We start from the raw sequence: 15,216 nt of genomic DNA, 5'->3' as shown, positions 1-15,216 counted from the left end.
AGTACTGGGAAACGTTTTTTTGTATAAAAAACAAACATGTTTGGTGAGGCTAATCCAGTTATTGACTAATAAATGGTATTTTTTATTGCCTCCTTTAGGCAATAAATGCGTCAAATTACTGACACTCATTGCTAAAGTAAGCGCGAATAAACAAGAAAATTTCCCGTTTTTCCTCATTTTCGTAATTTTATTACGCACAAAACGCTGACCGTATCTTAATACTTTCCAAAATGGAAAGTATGTGGCAGTGGGTTTTTATTCACGATGACATCTAGTGCGATATATCGCTTTATAGTGTGAGATTTACTGCGATTCATAATTTAATTCGCTGTTAATTCATTTGTAATCAATTGGTTGAGTGCTTGTTTCTGTGTGTGGATAATCAATTGACGTGTTTTGTGAACATTTACCGCATTATTTTATTAGGGGGGGGATACCATTGTTTCCACTGGTGGATGATGTTGAGTGAGCGATGGTTGCTATGTTCTGAACCCCATCAGCGCCGAGAAATCGTTATTTCATTATTTTTTAACCAAATAATGCGTATGCAATGGGGAATAGAGAGGCATTTAGTCTGTTTTACGTTATAATTCCCGGCAACATAAGTGCGAAAAGAATTCCATGAATCAATATCTAGCTATCACATCTCGAGGTCTTGAAAACCTCCTTGCAGAAGAATTAGAACAACTTGGTGCTCAGAGCATTCAAGTTGTTCATGCCGGTGTACGTTTTAAAGCCGATCAGTCAACCGCTTACCGTTGTTGCCTATGGACACGTATATCGTCTCGTATCATTCAAGTTCTTAGCGAATTTACCGTTCGTGACGACATGGACCTGTACCTTGGCGCTGCGGCGATCAATTGGACTGAGTATTTCAGCAACGCTACACGTATTGTCGTAGATTTTAACGGTACAAACCGTGAAATCCGTAATAGCCAATACGGCGCAATGAAAGTTAAAGATGCTATCGTCGATCGTTTTACGAAAGCAGACCTTCGTCGTCCTAATATCGACCGTGAACAACCTGATCTACGTATTCACATGCGTCTATCTGGCGAAAAAGGTGTGTTAGGTCTTGATATGGCGGGTAGTGGTCTTCACCAACGTGGTTACCGTACTGAAGCTGGTCGTGCGCCATTACGTGAAACGCACGCTGCTGCATTAGTACTGAAAAGTGGCTGGACGCCAGGTCAACCGTTACTCGACCCAATGTGTGGTTCAGGTACATTGTTGATTGAAGCTGCAATGATGGCGGCAGATATTGCACCGGGTCTTAAACGTAAGCGTTGGGGCTTTGAGTCAATCAAAGATTTCGATAAAGATGCATGGCTTGAAATTCATGCTGAAGCGTCTGTTAAAGCACGCCGTGGCCCTGCAAAAGTTCAAACTAAGTTCTTTGGTTTTGAATTAGAGCACCGTGTATTAGCCATTGCGCGTGATAACGCTGGTCGTGCTGGCGTTAAAGAACTCATTAACTTCCAACAGGGCGATGCGACAGAGCTGAAAGCACCTGAAGGTTTTGATGCCGGTATTGTTATCTGTAACCCACCATACGGTGAGCGTTTAGGTACAACACCTGAATTAATCAACTTATACACAGAACTTGGTAATCGTCTTAAACTGGCGTTTGCGGGTTCATCTGCGTCTATCTATTCTGGTTCTAACGAATTACTTAGCTGCTTACGTATGCGTGCTGATAAGCAATTCAAACTACCAAACGGTGCACTAGATTGTGTACTTAAAACGTATTTGATTACAGCCGGTAGCGTTAAGAAAGAAGAAGGTGAAGCTGAAGGTCACGTTGAACAAGAAAACGTAGCACCTGATTTTGCTAACCGTCTTAAAAAGAACATTACTAAGCTGAATAAATGGGCAAAGAAAGAAGGTATTGACTGCTACCGCATTTATGACGCTGATTTGCCAAATTACAATGCAGCTATCGATAAATATAATGACTACCTGATCATTCAAGAGTACGCCGCACCTAAAACCGTACCTGAAGAGATTGCTCGTCGTCGTATTATGGACGTGTTACGTGCAACAATTGAAGTTACTGGAGTTCAAACTGATAAAGTTATTCTAAAAGTGCGTGAGCGCCAGAAGGGTAAAAATCAGTACCAGAAGCTTTCAAATGCAGAGCGTCACATTATCGTTAACGAATATGGCGTAGACCTTAAGGTTAATCTTTACGATTACCTTGATACAGGTTTGTTCTTAGATCACCGTATAACGCGTAAAATGTTAGGTGACATGGCGAAAGGGAAAGATTTCCTTAACCTATTTGCTTACACCGGTTCAGCCTCTGTACATGCTGCTTGCGGTGGTGCTAAATCGACTACAACTATCGATATGTCAAACACATACCTTGGTTGGGCTCAAGAAAACATGGAGCTTAACAACCAAGTTGGAGATCAACATGAGTTTATTCAAGCAGATTGCTTGCAATGGCTTCAAGAAGTTGATGACACGTTTGACCTTATCTTTATTGATCCGCCAACATTCTCTAACTCTAAGCGTATGAAGCAGACGTTTGATATTCAGCGTGATCACATCATGCTAATGGAAAACTTGAAGCGCATGCTACGTACTGATGGCAAAATTGTTTTCTCAAACAATAAGCGTCAGTTCAAAATGGATTTAGAAAAATTGAATGAACTTGGTTTGGATGCTAAGAACATTTCTGATAAAACGCTGCCAATGGATTTTGCAAAGAATAAGCATATTCATAACTGTTGGATTATCACTCACAGGGAAGATTAAGTGCTGATAACCCTTTATAGCACGGAAGGATGCCATCTTTGCGAGCAAGCTTATAGCTTGCTCGTAGAGGCAGGGGTACAAGAGCACGTTCAGGTAATAGATATTGCCTTTGATGACGTGCTCTTTTCACGTTACGGCGTAACAATACCAGTTGTCTCCACACAACCCGTAACATCAACGTCTTCAGAGGCTTGTTCTGTAACAGCATATCCTGTAATAGCAGACAGCGTTTCTGATGAATCTACACATTCAATTTCTGAACTTGGTTGGCCGTTTGATAGTGCCGACCTTGCAGCATGGTTAAAAAACAATGGCTTTAATTAATATTAGTAACGCGCAACTTGCGTATGGTGATCACGCTTTGCTTGATAAGGCGGAGTTCGTTCTTCAACCAAATGAACGTGTATGTTTAGTGGGCCGTAATGGCGCAGGCAAATCAACGTTCATGAAAGTGGTTACAGGCGATGTATTGCTTGATGATGGCAGTATTCAGCGTCAGACAGAGCTTACAATCTCTCGCCTAGAACAAGATCCACCGCGTAATGCACAAGGCAATGTATTTGATTATGTTGCTGAAGGTTTGGCTGAAGTGGGTAAGGTACTAAAAGAATATCACCACTTATTGGATTTAATCGGTGTTGACCCAAGTGAATCAAACCTTAACAAGTTGATGAAAGCGCAAGAAAAAATTGACCATGCGAATGCTTGGCAGTTTGATAGCCAAATAGCGACTGTATTAGAAAGCTTGCACCTTGATCCGCATACAATGCTTAGCGATCTATCGGGTGGTTGGCAACGTAAAGCTGCGCTGGCACGTGCATTGGTATGTAACCCTGATATCTTGCTTCTTGATGAGCCAACCAACCACTTAGATGTTGCAACTATCGAATGGCTTGAAGGTTTCCTTAAGAACTTCCGTGGTTCAATCATCTTTATCTCTCACGACCGTGCTTTCATTCGTTCGATGGCGACACGTATTCTTGATTTAGATCGCGGCAAACTTGTTTCTTTCCCTGGTGACTATGAACTGTATCTTGAAAGTAAAGAAGAGATGCTACGAGTAGAAGCGGAACAAAACGCAGAATTTGATAAAAAGCTAGCACAAGAAGAAGTATGGATTCGTCAAGGCGTTAAGGCTCGACGTACTCGTAACGAAGGGCGTGTTCGTGCATTAAAAGCATTACGTAATGAGCGCAGTGAACGCCGTGAAGTGGTTGGTAAAGCCGACATGAAACTTCAAGAAGCGAACCGCTCTGGTAAGATTGTATTTGAAGCTGAGAATATCTCATACAGCTATGGTGATACTCCACTCATCAAAGACTTTAGCTTCACTGTTATGCGTGGTGACCGTATCGCACTTATCGGACCAAATGGTTGTGGTAAGAGTACATTGCTAAAAGTAATGCTAGAGAAACTCACTCCAACATCGGGTAAGTTCCACTGTGGTACTAAGATTGATGCCGCATACTTTGACCAATACCGTGAAATATTAGACCCTGAAAAAACCGTAATGGATAACCTTGCAGATGGTAAGCAAGAAGTGACCGTTAATGGTGTAACACGCCATGCATTAGGCTATTTACAAGACTTCTTATTCCATCCACGTCGTGCACGCACCCCTGTTAAAGCACTTTCTGGTGGTGAGAAAAACCGTCTATTACTGGCTAAATTATTCTTAAAACCAAATAACTTATTGATTCTCGATGAACCAACAAACGATCTAGATATCGAAACATTGGAACTTTTAGAAGAAATACTTGCCAACTATCAGGGTACTTTACTTTTAGTAAGCCACGATCGTCAGTTTGTTGATAATACTGTGATGACAAGCTGGATTTTTGAAGGCAATGGGGTTATCGACGAATACGTAGGCGGTTATCATGATGCTCAAGAGCAGCGTGCTAACTCTCTAACAAATATTGCGAAAAATCAGGCTGCTGAATATGAGCAGGCGAAGAAAAAGCAAGAAAATAATAAGCCGCGAGAGGCTACTCGTTCTACGCCAAAAAAGAAGCTTTCTTATAAGTTTCAAAAAGAGCTAGAAGGTCTACCGCTTATAATTGAAGAATTGGAAAATGAAATTGCACAACTGCAGGAACACGTTAATGATCCTGCATTCTTCCAAGACGTAAAGAATGATACTGAAGCGACATTGGCTCGCCTTGCAGAAGCAGAGCAAAGGTTTGAAGTAGCATTTGAGCGCTGGGAAGAATTAGAGGCAATGCAAAAGGAATCCTAATGCAACATAAGATGTTAAAGCTTTCTACACTGGCGATGCTTATCGCCAGTGCTACTAGTGCCAATGCTGCTGTGTATAAAGTGGTAGAGGTGCCTGCTGATAGTGCTGTCGGCTCACAAGACTACTATGGCATGAACACTGCTGATACTTTTGAAATTTATGGTCAAGGTATAACGCAATCCTCCAGTAGTGATAATTGTTTCGATCCTTCTGGAACGTGTAATTCATCAAATTATACTGTTTTTGGTGAAAGTCGATTAGGTACAGATGGTGTAAGTTACCGTGATGAAATTCCATATTTAACTGATAACTATCAACATGCGATCGATTATAATGGAATCTATCGCTACTGTATTGATAACTTGGGCTTTAATACCTGCGATGTATGGGCTGAAACACAGTATTATGGTAAGGGCTTTAACCGTGATGATATTAAAGATCGTACGGGGTTTGGTGGTCTTCAGCGTGAACAAGCTGCTTGGTCTCGTAGCTATTCAGCGAATGCGTATCCATTAGTTGACGGTTCTATTATTGATACGTTTGCTACAAGTCAAACGCCTATCGCTGATGCTGGTCTTGGTGCACAAGTAGTGAACAGCTCAAATGCTGTTGTAAATGGTATTGTTGACGATATTCCATTCGGTAATGCGAGCTCGTCATTCTTTGCAAACAGCGCGGGTAAATATGTTCGTCAGTTCGATAAGCGCGGTTTTGTAAAAGCTCCTGCAGCTAACGTTGAGTTACTGCCAGCTATTGCAACAACAGGTTCTGCAACTGAAAAAGCGCTTGTGACTAAGATGGGTCAAACAGTAGCTTGGGATGCGGTTGAATATCCAGCGAATTCAGGACAATTACTTATTGTCGGTAGTGGTTCATTTGCCCCAAGTAATTTGGATGACAGCGACAAACTACCAGATACTGATGACGTTGACATTGGTGTTGGTGTTTCTTCAAGTACACTCTCGAAATGTGCATCTGAGTACTCAGCTACATCAAAGACTTTGTTTGATACTTATGAGTGTCAGTTCTCTGTTTTTGCTAACGATGCCATGCTGTGGTCGCTTGACTCGAGTTCAACATCATCAGTACCTCAGAACGGCCAGTTCATTGCGAAAACGTCACTGAATCCAGAAGATCCTGATAATGAAGATCGCTCTGCACAAGCGTCTGCACGCGCTGTTGAAGTGGTCAAGAAAGGTGAAGCAGCAGGTAAACCCGTTGCTGTTGGTTATTCAACCGTTTATCAAGATAATGACTATTACGTTCTGCGAGCAACTATTTATACGCCTGATACATCTGAAATCACTGGTAAATGGTCGACGAAATTTATTCCGGGCACGGAAGTTGAAAATAATGATGGCGATCGCCAGTTCAGTTATTCGACTGGTACAGATATCAATAGCAACAACAAAGTTATTGGTATTGCGAAAAACTATCGCGCTGAAAACCGCTCTTATGCACAGAAAATGTTTGTGTTTGATAACGTAACAGGTACCACTAAGTTCCTTGATACAAGTATCGATTCGACGATTTTCTTTGACGGTAGTAATGGTTATACGGCAGCAATTAATAACCATGATGTTGTTGTTGGCTGGGTTGACTCTGAAACCGTTAACCAAGTTGATGGCCGTGAACGTCGCCAACGTGCATTCTTGTTTAACGATGGTGCTACAATTGCCAACTCTCCATTGAGTGCCAATGGTGCGTGGATGTTAGATACTTTAACTAATGACAATGGTGATAAAAGCGCGATATCGAATCAGTTCCGTATTGCACAAGCAACTGGGATTAATGATGCGGGTGTTATCTCTGCTACGGCGCTAAGATGTGCTGGTGGTTATGACAACCTAACGAGTGAATCGCAGTGTAGCGGTGATGAGCGTCTAGTTGCCGTTAAACTTGTGCCAATTGTAGATGGTACTATTCAAGCGCGACCGAAAGATTCAGGTACGATAGAGCGTTCTGGTGCTTCTTTTGGCATGTTTGCTTTGACACTGCTAGGTCTATTTGGTTTCAGAAGAAGAAAATAAATTTTTGTCATAATTATTTATTTTTCACTAAGGCTCACAATTTGTGAGCCTTAGTTGTTTCTAAGGTTGAAAAAATAGTAAAGATCGCTAATTCTTATATTAGGAGTCACCAAAACTCCATCATTACGAAACTGTGGTGAAACAATATAAATAAGGTTGAGGACGAACTATGAAGAGACAAAAGCGGGATCGATTAGAACGTGCGCAAGCTCGCGAGTATCAAGCTGGCTTGAATGGCCGTTCTAATGAAGTGTGTCCGTACCAAGGTGTGGACGCCCGTACTAATTGGCTTGGTGGTTGGCGAGACGCAAGAGAGGAAATACAAACAGGTCTCTATAAATAAATATCCCTCCCTCATAGAAAGAACCCTTATTTAGCCCCATAGGAGAAGGGGTTTTTTATTGCCTAATATTTACTAAGTTTCACTATATATGATTTTAAAATCAAAGGATTAAATTGATTCTAGTGTGATGATTTGTGTTGGGTAAAGGTGGCGCTGCTCTTAGTTGTTCGCTTAGGTGCTTGGTAGTTACGGGGTAACTAAGTTTGGTGTTAACTGAATAGCAGATAGAAAAAAGGCCGCATAAGAGCAGCCTTTTTTGTACTTGTAAGTGAACCCAAAAGGGACGACTTAGAAGTTTGTAGTGTCAGAGAATAGACCTACTTTTAAATCTTTAGCAACGTAGATTTCTTTACCGTCTACCAATACACGGCCGTCAGCAACGCCCATGATAAGCTTACGGTTAATAACACGCTTAAGCTGAATGTCGTACGTTACTTTCTTTGCTGTTGGTAGAATTTGACCTGTGAATTTAACTTCACCTACACCAAGAGCACGACCTTTGCCTTCGCCACCTTGCCAGCCAAGGAAGAAGCCAACTAGCTGCCACATTGCATCTAAGCCAAGACAACCAGGCATTACAGGGTCACCTTTAAAGTGACAATCGAAAAACCATAGGTCAGGGTTAATGTCTAGTTCCGCATGAATGAAGCCTTTACCGTGCTCGCCACCTTCGCTTGAAATTTCAATCACGCGATCGATCATCAGCATATTGTCAGAAGGTAAAGAAGGGAAAGCTGGACCATAAAGTTCACCTTTACCACATGCTACTAATTCATCGTATTCAAAAGATTGTTGGCGTTTCATCAGATTCTTACTGCTCCAAGAAAGTATGAGAGCAATTTAGCGTACACGTGTACGCTAAACAACTCGGATCAGTGCTGGACAAACCAGCTGCGAATAATAGATAACCAGCTGACATCATTAGGTTCATCACCATGATGGAAAGCATCTATTCGCATTGCAATTCTCGCAAGAATTGTATCATTGTCGTCTTCTTCGCCTCTTAATGCTTTTCCCATAATTAGCGGAACAGCCTCATCGACGTTTTCAACAGCCCAAATATGGAATTGTCCTGACTTTATTGCTTCAAGAACATCTTCATTTAAGCATAAGTGACTTAAGTTTGTCTTCGGTAATATGATACCTTGAGTGCCTGTTAAGCCACGATGAAGACAAACCTTATAGAAACCTTCAATCTTCTCGTTAATGCCGCCTACCGCTTGTACACGACCAAATTGGTCTACTGCACCCGTAATGGCAACTTGTTGATTGATTGGCTGCATCGCTAATGCTGAAACGAGTGTACATAGCTCAGCTAACGACGCACTGTCTCCATCGACTTCGCAGTAAGACTGTTCAAATACAATAGAGGCAGAGAAGGGTAACGCTTGATCTAAGTTTAGCGCGGCACTCACAAATGCCTGCATTATCATCATGCCTTTAGCGTGAATATTACCACCAAGTTCAGCTTTACGCTCAACATCGGAGATATCACCATCACCAAAGTGTACAACACAAGAGATACGTGCGGGTTCTCCGTAAGAAACAGGATGACCTTGTACATCAATGACGGTTAAGGCATTCACTTGGCCAATTTGTTCGCCTTTACAATCAATTACGACCTGGCCGTGATGAATATCTTCAATAGCACGTTCAGGTAAGTATGATTCGCGGAAATGACGCGCCTTTAAAGAAGACTTTAAATTTTCAGCTGTAATCGTTTGTCCGTCAGCATCAATAGCCGCTTCAGAAATTAACCCCTGGTGCCAAATAGGACAAAGCGGGACACGCGTTTGATCTTCAGCATGGCGAGCGCCCGTTGCTAATAACACATTAATAGCATCAGCATCGGCAAGGTCAGGTAAACCTGCTTTGTTAATAATGGCTTTCACGTAAGCAAGATAGGAAGGAAGACTTTGCTCTGAAATAATCAAGTCTTGCTCAAATTCACTGTACATTGAAAAACCGGACGTGAAGTCGGGTTCACCATTATCAAATTCACCCATTAAATACCGATCGCCCATTACGACAAGCTTCAGATTCAGCTTTTCAGGCACTGGTAGTGGGTAAAGTGTTTTATGAGAGGCAGCTTGCCATTCTAGCTCACCATTCATTAAGACGCTTTTTAATCGCGGCCACAATGCAGGGTTACTTAAAATACTCGTAACAGAAAGCACAAGATAGCCATTATTCGCTTGATGAACAAGACCATGCTTAACTTGTGCTTTCGATATTTTTCCATCTTCAGAAGGGGGATAAACCGCACCAAAAAGGCTTAGCTCAGTCACATTTTCGCCAGCAATAATAACAGTTGATTCAGCATTCTGATTTTTGTTATTGATTTGCTCCTCAGAATCAACCTGCTGTGATTTTTTTTTCTTGTTCTCTACGTCATATTTAGCGAGAAGCTCAATCACGTAATCGCGATAGACTTTGTTGTCAGGCGCGGTAATACGAAGAACACGAGGTTGCAGTTCAATTGCGGTGAAGCGGCGGACGGCGTCACTAAGACGGTCTTGCAAAGTACCTACAGGGGCAGGTTGAAGATTCTCATAATCTTCCATGATTGTTTGGTACTTCGAGTAATCTGGGATCATTGTACGCCAGGATTCTTCATGCATAGACTTGTGCTTTCTTTCGTTACTGTGAAAAGGACTGCAGTATAAAGGAATCAATGCCCTCATAATAGTTAGATATGCAGGATATTGAGTTTGTGAGAAAACAAACAGTTAATATCGTGATGTAATTGAGCTTTCATCTAGAATCAGTTACGCTGTCACTGTTTGTTTTGGACTTTTGAGAATTATCCCCTTTTATGAAATATCAGCAACTTGAAAACCTCGAAGCCGGTTGGAAATGGACTTACTTGGTCAAAAAATGGAAAGAAGGAGAGGCAATCACCTGTCATATCGATTCGAGTGAAGCCGAAGCTGCTATTCAATCTTTACTTACCATTGAACACGAACCGACAAAAGTGATTGAGTGGATTGATAAGCATATGTCTCCTGAGCTTGAAAATAAGCTGAAACAAGCTATTCGAGCAAAACGCAAGCGTCATTTCAATGCGGAGCAGGTACATACGCGTAAGAAATCGATCGATCTTGACTATCGTGTATGGGAGAAGTTAGCAGAGAAGTCACAAGAACTGGGTTCTACGTTATCAGATACGATTGAATACTTGTTGAGTGAGAGCAATCGCACAGAGACAGTCACTAAGACGGTTTCAGACATCCGTAAAGATTTATCAGATCTATTAGATTGAGAGTGACCTATTTGTAGTGAATATTAGATTCGTTACAGTAAAATTTTCAAACTGATATAGGCTTATAATAAAACATACAGAAAGGAATCATTGAATGGAATATGTCATCATACTTGCCGTTGCCGTCATTTTTCTTGTTTTTAAAGACCGTCCTGTAATGACGATGAAGTTCAAAGACGGTGAACTGACGCATTCAAAAGGGGAAATCCCCCATGGTTTTTTGATCGGTTGTAAAGAGATCGCGCATAAGCAGCCGTTCTCTGGTCAAATTAAAGTCTACAAGAATCGCTTTACAACAAAGCTCACCTTTTCTAAGACCGTGCCAAGTAAGGTAAAGCAACGTATACACAATGTGTTCCCACATACTGGTACGAATAAGAAACAAGGTCGACGAGCCTAATCTTTACTTTTTTAAAATGTAGTTATCTGACAACGGCTTCTAATGAGGCCGTTTTTGTATCCGCTTAATATGGAAATGCTTATCTTATGATTCAACCTCATGCCTTTCGATTAACTCAAGGGGACGATTTAAAAGCCTCTGTTTTAGCCTATGTGAAGGCGAATAGCATTAAAGCAGGCTCACTATTATCTTGTGCGGGATGTTTAACAACAGCGCGTATACGCCTTGCTGATGAGTCTAAATCATTAACGCTTGATGGGCCTTTAGAAATTCTGACACTTTCTGGCACATTAACGGCTGATCATGTTCACCTTCATATTTCTGTTGCAGATAAAGAAGGCAGGGTATTTGGTGGTCATTTAATGGATGGGAATCTAGTGTCTTACACTGCTGAGATCTGTTTATTGAGTTTTACTGAGCAACACTTTTCTCGTGAATACGATGCAGCAACGGGTTTTGATGAGCTGGTGGTTGATAATTAATGGAATTGGTATAGAGACTGAACCACCTAAAAATGGGTTTCTATGCTTTGATTAAACTTATTTATACAAAGTAGAAACCCAAATAGTAATGCCATTCTGGATAAGTAAATGGTCAGATACTTGTCTAGATTGGTATAACACCCGTGTGAAATATAAAAAGGAAAAAGGGTTAGTTAATTGCGCCTAAAAGCGCTCGCTGGCTTTCAATATAGTTGGCTAATTTCTCTTTTAATTGTTTCAATTCATCTTCTGCTTTTATCCGTGATTCCATTTCAGCTTCAAGCTGCTTACCAAGATCAACGGCAAGGTAACCGCCTTGTATAAGCGCTTTTGTTGTAACGTTACTTTTAGTTAATTTTTTTAAATCTTCGATCATATAATAATGCTGATCGAGATCTCGAATCGTAATAGCCATTAATACTCCTTGTTAAGGGAGCATTTTACCTTATTATTATGTCTATTACCTAGAATGATTGCATTTCTCCTGGCGGGAATAATGGGTCATACTGGTTTTTGATTGCATTATTTAAAATGAATGTGTTTTAAAATTCCTACATAGATACAAATAATCAATGCTTTTTCCCTTGTATTGTAACGATCTGCTTGATAATTAAAGCCACATCACTACACTCTGATAGATTATAAATATAATGATTATTATTAATAGTCGAAAGCGGTAGGGTTGTCTTTTGAATGTAAATGGAAATGCGCTAAGAGAACGGCTTTTAGCTAAACGTAGTGAAGAATCAGTGCCTGGTATACGCGGTATATGTATGATTAACCATGGTAGTAGTATTACGATTAGTATTAAAACCCCGCTAGGACGCTTGTTTCAATGCGAAACGACATTCATTGGCTCTAATGGTACCGATTATTTTATTTTGGCTTTACCAGAAGTCAGCCCACATGATTTAGATGATTATTTTTGTGAAGGGTACTGGGTATCGATTAAGGCAATTTCCGACCGTGGCGAAGGGGCGATAGTCCGATTCAAAACTCAAATGGATAATATTATTCAAAAACCCGAGCGAATGATCACGCTCAGAATTCCACAAATTATAGGGTTAACACAGCTTCGTAGCGAGGCGCGTTATGAAGTGAAATTACAAGGTCATGTCTCAATTTCCAATCGCCTTTTGCTGGTGGAATTTAAAGATCTTTCATCAAAAGGGTGCTGCTTCGTTTACGGTGCGAATGGTCCTTCATTTGATACCGATAATAAAATAACCATTGTTGTGAAACACCCAGTAACAGAACAAAATTACCGCCTTACCGGTGTCGTACGTAGTGCGCAAAAAATGAGTGGGTTAAATAATTGTGGTGTTCTATTTGATAACGACGGGCAAGATATAACTAAACAGTTATTAGCACAGCTAATTTTTGATGGCTCTCGGTTGTCATTTAAAGCTTAATAGTTGTCTGCCTACGATCTATCCAATAACATGTGATTGTTGTATTACTGTATTAACTATTCAATTAAATAGAGTCATTCAACACTGGCATTACAAGTTACGCCGTCACGCTAATCGTCATTTATGCCGTTACTGTTTGGGCCCCTAACGCACTATAACTTCACATTCTTAAGTAATTTAAACAGCTTCGTTATATAGCACCAAAGATTTATCAATAACTCGGGAAAAGAAGAGGTTTGTTACAGCGTGTGACGCTGTAACAATTAATTTATGAGCCACTTGTACCAATAAGAACACTATTTAAATGAATTAGTTTGCCATTTTTAGCGACAAAAACACCCCTTTGATCTGAAATCAAAAAAGCATCGCTCTTATTCACATTATTTATATAGAAACTACGGACTGTAAAACTTTGATGTTTTTCTGCACCGTCTTGTTCCGTTGCATATAAATAGTAGTGTGAACCAAAACGTAGGAAAAAACCAAAAAACTGCTTCGATATAATTATAGCGTCTTTAGTGTCTTTACCGATAAATTGCATCTTCATACGCCCGCGATTATAAGTAATCTTAAGCGTTTCTTTTCCATAGCCATCATATTGACTAGAAAAATGGTATGAACTCTTAGTTAATAAGGCTGATGCTAAACCGAACAAAACAATGAACAATAGGGCAAGTACAATTCCCGTTATTATTTTTCCAGCTAACTTATTCATTGTTGCAATCACCTTGATCTATCTTTGCTGTAAAATCTACAATACTCATATCATTGAAACCGATAATTTGAAAAGATGAGCAAAGGCCACCAAGTGGATACACTATCAACTCTGACATATCGCTGGGAATACTATTAACAGATAACGATATGCGCTCGGGAATATCTACACCGTCGTATAAAGTACTTATCCCATTCACGCTGGTATGCTCGACAAACAAAAAATACTTACTGAAAACAACTAACGTGAGTAGAAAAAAAACAACGGAAACAAAATGGTTTTTAACAAAAAGAAGAGTCGTTGATTTTACGTTTATCTTTTCATGCTCTGTAAAGTGGGCTGTTTGTTCAATGTTCTGTGGTAATGATGTTGCTTCTGGTAAAGGGTCGATACCATTTGAGGGTAATTTAGGTGCATGTAATGGCACATCATTTTCTTGTAGACGTATTGAGTAACCTTTTTTAGGTTCGGTAACGATAATATTATCATCACCGATTATCGCAAATGCATTACGTATATTTTTAATCGCAACAGTTAAAGAGCTATGCGTAACGACTTTCCCTGGCCAACAACACTTAAGTAAATGCTCTCTACAAATCGTAACACCATGATTAGAAGCTAATAATGCAACAATAAGCACTTCAGACTTTGATAATTTAATCGATTGTTGATCGGTTGTACGAGTAACAGTTTGAGTCAAAGTATCAATATAATAATTACCGATTGTAGAATGTGAGGCCAAAGGTTGTTCATTGAACATTGTTTTTAACTCATCGACAGGTATAAAAAAACAGGTTTGAATGAACAAACCTGAAAGCAGCGATATTTTACCTTATTGGTATTAGAACAATCAATAAAGCGTTATAAGTTCATTTTGAACCCTAGGTGCATTACCTTTACAGTTGCTAAACCAGATTTTACAGCTTCAAGATTCATGGCCATCTCTTTTGCTGCTTTCTCATCTTTCGCTAATACCGCAATAGAATAAATAGGTCTTAACTTTTCACTGTTGGCAGAATTTTTATCTTCTATTTTTTGAACATTCAGATAGGAAGATGTCACTTTACCACTGGTATTCCAGTCAACAACTTGCTGTAAATCTTTACCTAAAATTTGGTCAACAACATAGGGAGAATGTGCATCTGTCCACTCTAATTCAATTGCATAGTTTTCTTGAACCAGTTCTGTATTTAGCCACTTGTTCCCAAGATCTCTAGCATCGACAATTGTGACTAAGTCTTTTTTAGAAAAGGGAAGTTGGCTAATTATACTCTTTACCGACTCTTCATTATCAGCTTCAATAACGAAACGAATCATAGGGAACTCTTTATCACCGACAACACTTTTACGAACAAATACATCGTGAATAATACCGGCATCTATTAGTTGAGAAAAAGCACTTTTTTGCGCAGTCATCGTCTCAAATATCTGCTGAGGATCTTCTGTTTTCCACTCGGTACTCACACCGTAGGCTGCACTATTGGCAGACATAGCGTTAAGTAGTAATAAAGGGGCTGCAATTAATCTTATTATCGTTTTAGCTTTCATCGTATATCCTTCTTTAACATTATGA

At 40.1% G+C, this 15,216-nt stretch carries 15 protein-coding genes; 9 read left to right on the top strand and 6 right to left on the bottom strand.

Going from position 1 to position 15,216, the window contains the following annotated elements:
- Window positions 1–621: 621 nt before the first annotated feature.
- The 5 genes from rlmKL to rmf all read left to right on the top strand — a co-directional run bounded on the left by rlmKL (window position 622) and on the right by rmf (window position 7,372).
- Window positions 622–2,760 (top strand): bifunctional 23S rRNA (guanine(2069)-N(7))-methyltransferase RlmK/23S rRNA (guanine(2445)-N(2))-methyltransferase RlmL, encoded by a 2,139-nt coding sequence (rlmKL, locus tag C9J12_RS11920; RefSeq protein WP_107242916.1) that lies wholly within the window; start codon window positions 622–624, stop codon window positions 2,758–2,760.
- Window positions 2,761–3,084: a glutaredoxin family protein gene (locus tag C9J12_RS11915; RefSeq protein WP_227876338.1), complete on the top strand. Its 324-nt coding sequence runs from the start codon at window positions 2,761–2,763 to the stop codon at window positions 3,082–3,084.
- Complete coding sequence (locus C9J12_RS11910; protein WP_107242915.1) at window positions 3,071–4,999, top strand: ABC transporter ATP-binding protein; 1,929 nt, start codon at window positions 3,071–3,073, stop codon at window positions 4,997–4,999. The genes C9J12_RS11915 and C9J12_RS11910 overlap by 14 nt, the downstream gene beginning before the upstream one ends.
- Window positions 4,999–7,029: a DUF3466 family protein gene (locus C9J12_RS11905; RefSeq protein ID WP_107242914.1), complete on the top strand. Its 2,031-nt coding sequence runs from the start codon at window positions 4,999–5,001 to the stop codon at window positions 7,027–7,029. The genes C9J12_RS11910 and C9J12_RS11905 overlap by 1 nt, the downstream gene beginning before the upstream one ends.
- A 169-nt stretch (window positions 7,030–7,198) precedes the next feature.
- Window positions 7,199–7,372 (top strand): ribosome modulation factor, encoded by a 174-nt coding sequence (rmf, locus tag C9J12_RS11900; RefSeq protein ID WP_107242913.1) that lies wholly within the window; start codon window positions 7,199–7,201, stop codon window positions 7,370–7,372.
- A gap of 288 nt (window positions 7,373–7,660) precedes the next feature.
- On the opposite strand, the gene fabA is transcribed toward rmf, so the two are convergent.
- Window positions 7,661–8,176: a bifunctional 3-hydroxydecanoyl-ACP dehydratase/trans-2-decenoyl-ACP isomerase gene (gene fabA / locus C9J12_RS11895; RefSeq protein ID WP_006231956.1), complete on the bottom strand. Its 516-nt coding sequence runs from the start codon at window positions 8,174–8,176 to the stop codon at window positions 7,661–7,663.
- A gap of 68 nt (window positions 8,177–8,244) precedes the next feature.
- Window positions 8,245–9,993: an AAA family ATPase gene (locus C9J12_RS11890; protein ID WP_107242912.1), complete on the bottom strand. Its 1,749-nt coding sequence runs from the start codon at window positions 9,991–9,993 to the stop codon at window positions 8,245–8,247.
- Window positions 9,994–10,187: 194 nt separating this feature from the next.
- On the opposite strand from C9J12_RS11890, the gene matP reads away from it, so the two are divergent.
- The 3 genes from matP to C9J12_RS11875 all read left to right on the top strand — a co-directional run bounded on the left by matP (window position 10,188) and on the right by C9J12_RS11875 (window position 11,516).
- Window positions 10,188–10,634: a macrodomain Ter protein MatP gene (gene matP, locus C9J12_RS11885; RefSeq protein ID WP_107242911.1), complete on the top strand. Its 447-nt coding sequence runs from the start codon at window positions 10,188–10,190 to the stop codon at window positions 10,632–10,634.
- 94 nt (window positions 10,635–10,728) lie between these two features.
- Window positions 10,729–11,034 carry a DUF3634 family protein gene (locus C9J12_RS11880; protein ID WP_107242910.1) on the top strand — a complete coding sequence of 102 codons (306 nt, stop codon included), beginning with the start codon at window positions 10,729–10,731 and terminating at the stop codon, window positions 11,032–11,034.
- An 86-nt stretch (window positions 11,035–11,120) separates the two neighbouring features.
- Window positions 11,121–11,516: a PPC domain-containing DNA-binding protein gene (locus C9J12_RS11875; RefSeq protein WP_107242909.1), complete on the top strand. Its 396-nt coding sequence runs from the start codon at window positions 11,121–11,123 to the stop codon at window positions 11,514–11,516.
- A 169-nt stretch (window positions 11,517–11,685) separates the two neighbouring features.
- Here the strand turns inward: C9J12_RS11875 and C9J12_RS11870 are convergent, their stop codons facing one another.
- Window positions 11,686–11,931, bottom strand: coding sequence for a hypothetical protein (locus C9J12_RS11870; protein ID WP_107242908.1), 246 nt, complete (start codon window positions 11,929–11,931; stop codon window positions 11,686–11,688).
- A 274-nt stretch (window positions 11,932–12,205) separates the two neighbouring features.
- On the opposite strand from C9J12_RS11870, the gene C9J12_RS11865 reads away from it, so the two are divergent.
- Window positions 12,206–12,928, top strand: coding sequence for a flagellar brake protein (locus C9J12_RS11865; protein ID WP_107242907.1), 723 nt, complete (start codon window positions 12,206–12,208; stop codon window positions 12,926–12,928).
- A gap of 268 nt (window positions 12,929–13,196) precedes the next feature.
- Here the strand turns inward: C9J12_RS11865 and C9J12_RS11860 are convergent, their stop codons facing one another.
- The 3 genes from C9J12_RS11860 to C9J12_RS11850 all read right to left on the bottom strand — a co-directional run bounded on the left by C9J12_RS11860 (window position 13,197) and on the right by C9J12_RS11850 (window position 15,191).
- Window positions 13,197–13,643: a hypothetical protein gene (locus tag C9J12_RS11860; RefSeq protein WP_107242906.1), complete on the bottom strand. Its 447-nt coding sequence runs from the start codon at window positions 13,641–13,643 to the stop codon at window positions 13,197–13,199.
- Window positions 13,636–14,403, bottom strand: a complete 768-nt coding sequence (locus C9J12_RS11855; protein WP_107242905.1) for a winged helix-turn-helix domain-containing protein — start codon at window positions 14,401–14,403, stop codon at window positions 13,636–13,638. Before C9J12_RS11855 ends, C9J12_RS11860 begins: the two co-directional genes overlap by 8 nt.
- Window positions 14,404–14,504: 101 nt before the next feature.
- The gene (locus C9J12_RS11850) at window positions 14,505–15,191 is read right to left on the bottom strand and encodes a hypothetical protein (protein WP_107242904.1); all 687 of its coding nucleotides are present in this window, start codon (window positions 15,189–15,191) and stop codon (window positions 14,505–14,507) included.
- Window positions 15,192–15,216 lie beyond the last annotated feature (25 nt).

It is taken from the genome of Photobacterium frigidiphilum (assembly GCF_003025615.1).
GTDB classification, from domain to species: Bacteria; Pseudomonadota; Gammaproteobacteria; order Enterobacterales; family Vibrionaceae; genus Photobacterium; species Photobacterium frigidiphilum.
Note: the sequence above shows the minus strand (reverse complement) of the source record. Positions and strands in the feature narration are given on the sequence as shown.

Bases quoted from the DNA above. Each gene is read 5' to 3' on its own strand.
- rlmKL (WP_107242916.1), top strand. From the start codon at position 622: ATGAATCAATATCTAGCTATCACATCTCGAGGTCTTGAAAACCTCCTT.
- C9J12_RS11910 (WP_107242915.1), top strand. From the start codon at position 3,071: ATGGCTTTAATTAATATTAGTAACGCGCAACTTGCGTATGGTGATCAC.
- C9J12_RS11905 (WP_107242914.1), top strand. From the start codon at position 4,999: ATGCAACATAAGATGTTAAAGCTTTCTACACTGGCGATGCTTATCGCC.
- rmf (WP_107242913.1), top strand. From the start codon at position 7,199: ATGAAGAGACAAAAGCGGGATCGATTAGAACGTGCGCAAGCTCGCGAG.
- fabA (WP_006231956.1), bottom strand. From the start codon at position 8,176: ATGAAACGCCAACAATCTTTTGAATACGATGAATTAGTAGCATGTGGT.
- C9J12_RS11890 (WP_107242912.1), bottom strand. From the start codon at position 9,993: ATGCATGAAGAATCCTGGCGTACAATGATCCCAGATTACTCGAAGTAC.
- matP (WP_107242911.1), top strand. From the start codon at position 10,188: ATGAAATATCAGCAACTTGAAAACCTCGAAGCCGGTTGGAAATGGACT.
- C9J12_RS11880 (WP_107242910.1), top strand. From the start codon at position 10,729: ATGGAATATGTCATCATACTTGCCGTTGCCGTCATTTTTCTTGTTTTT.
- C9J12_RS11875 (WP_107242909.1), top strand. From the start codon at position 11,121: ATGATTCAACCTCATGCCTTTCGATTAACTCAAGGGGACGATTTAAAA.
- C9J12_RS11870 (WP_107242908.1), bottom strand. From the start codon at position 11,931: ATGGCTATTACGATTCGAGATCTCGATCAGCATTATTATATGATCGAA.
- C9J12_RS11860 (WP_107242906.1), bottom strand. From the start codon at position 13,643: ATGAATAAGTTAGCTGGAAAAATAATAACGGGAATTGTACTTGCCCTA.
- C9J12_RS11855 (WP_107242905.1), bottom strand. From the start codon at position 14,403: ATGTTCAATGAACAACCTTTGGCCTCACATTCTACAATCGGTAATTAT.
- C9J12_RS11850 (WP_107242904.1), bottom strand. From the start codon at position 15,191: ATGAAAGCTAAAACGATAATAAGATTAATTGCAGCCCCTTTATTACTA.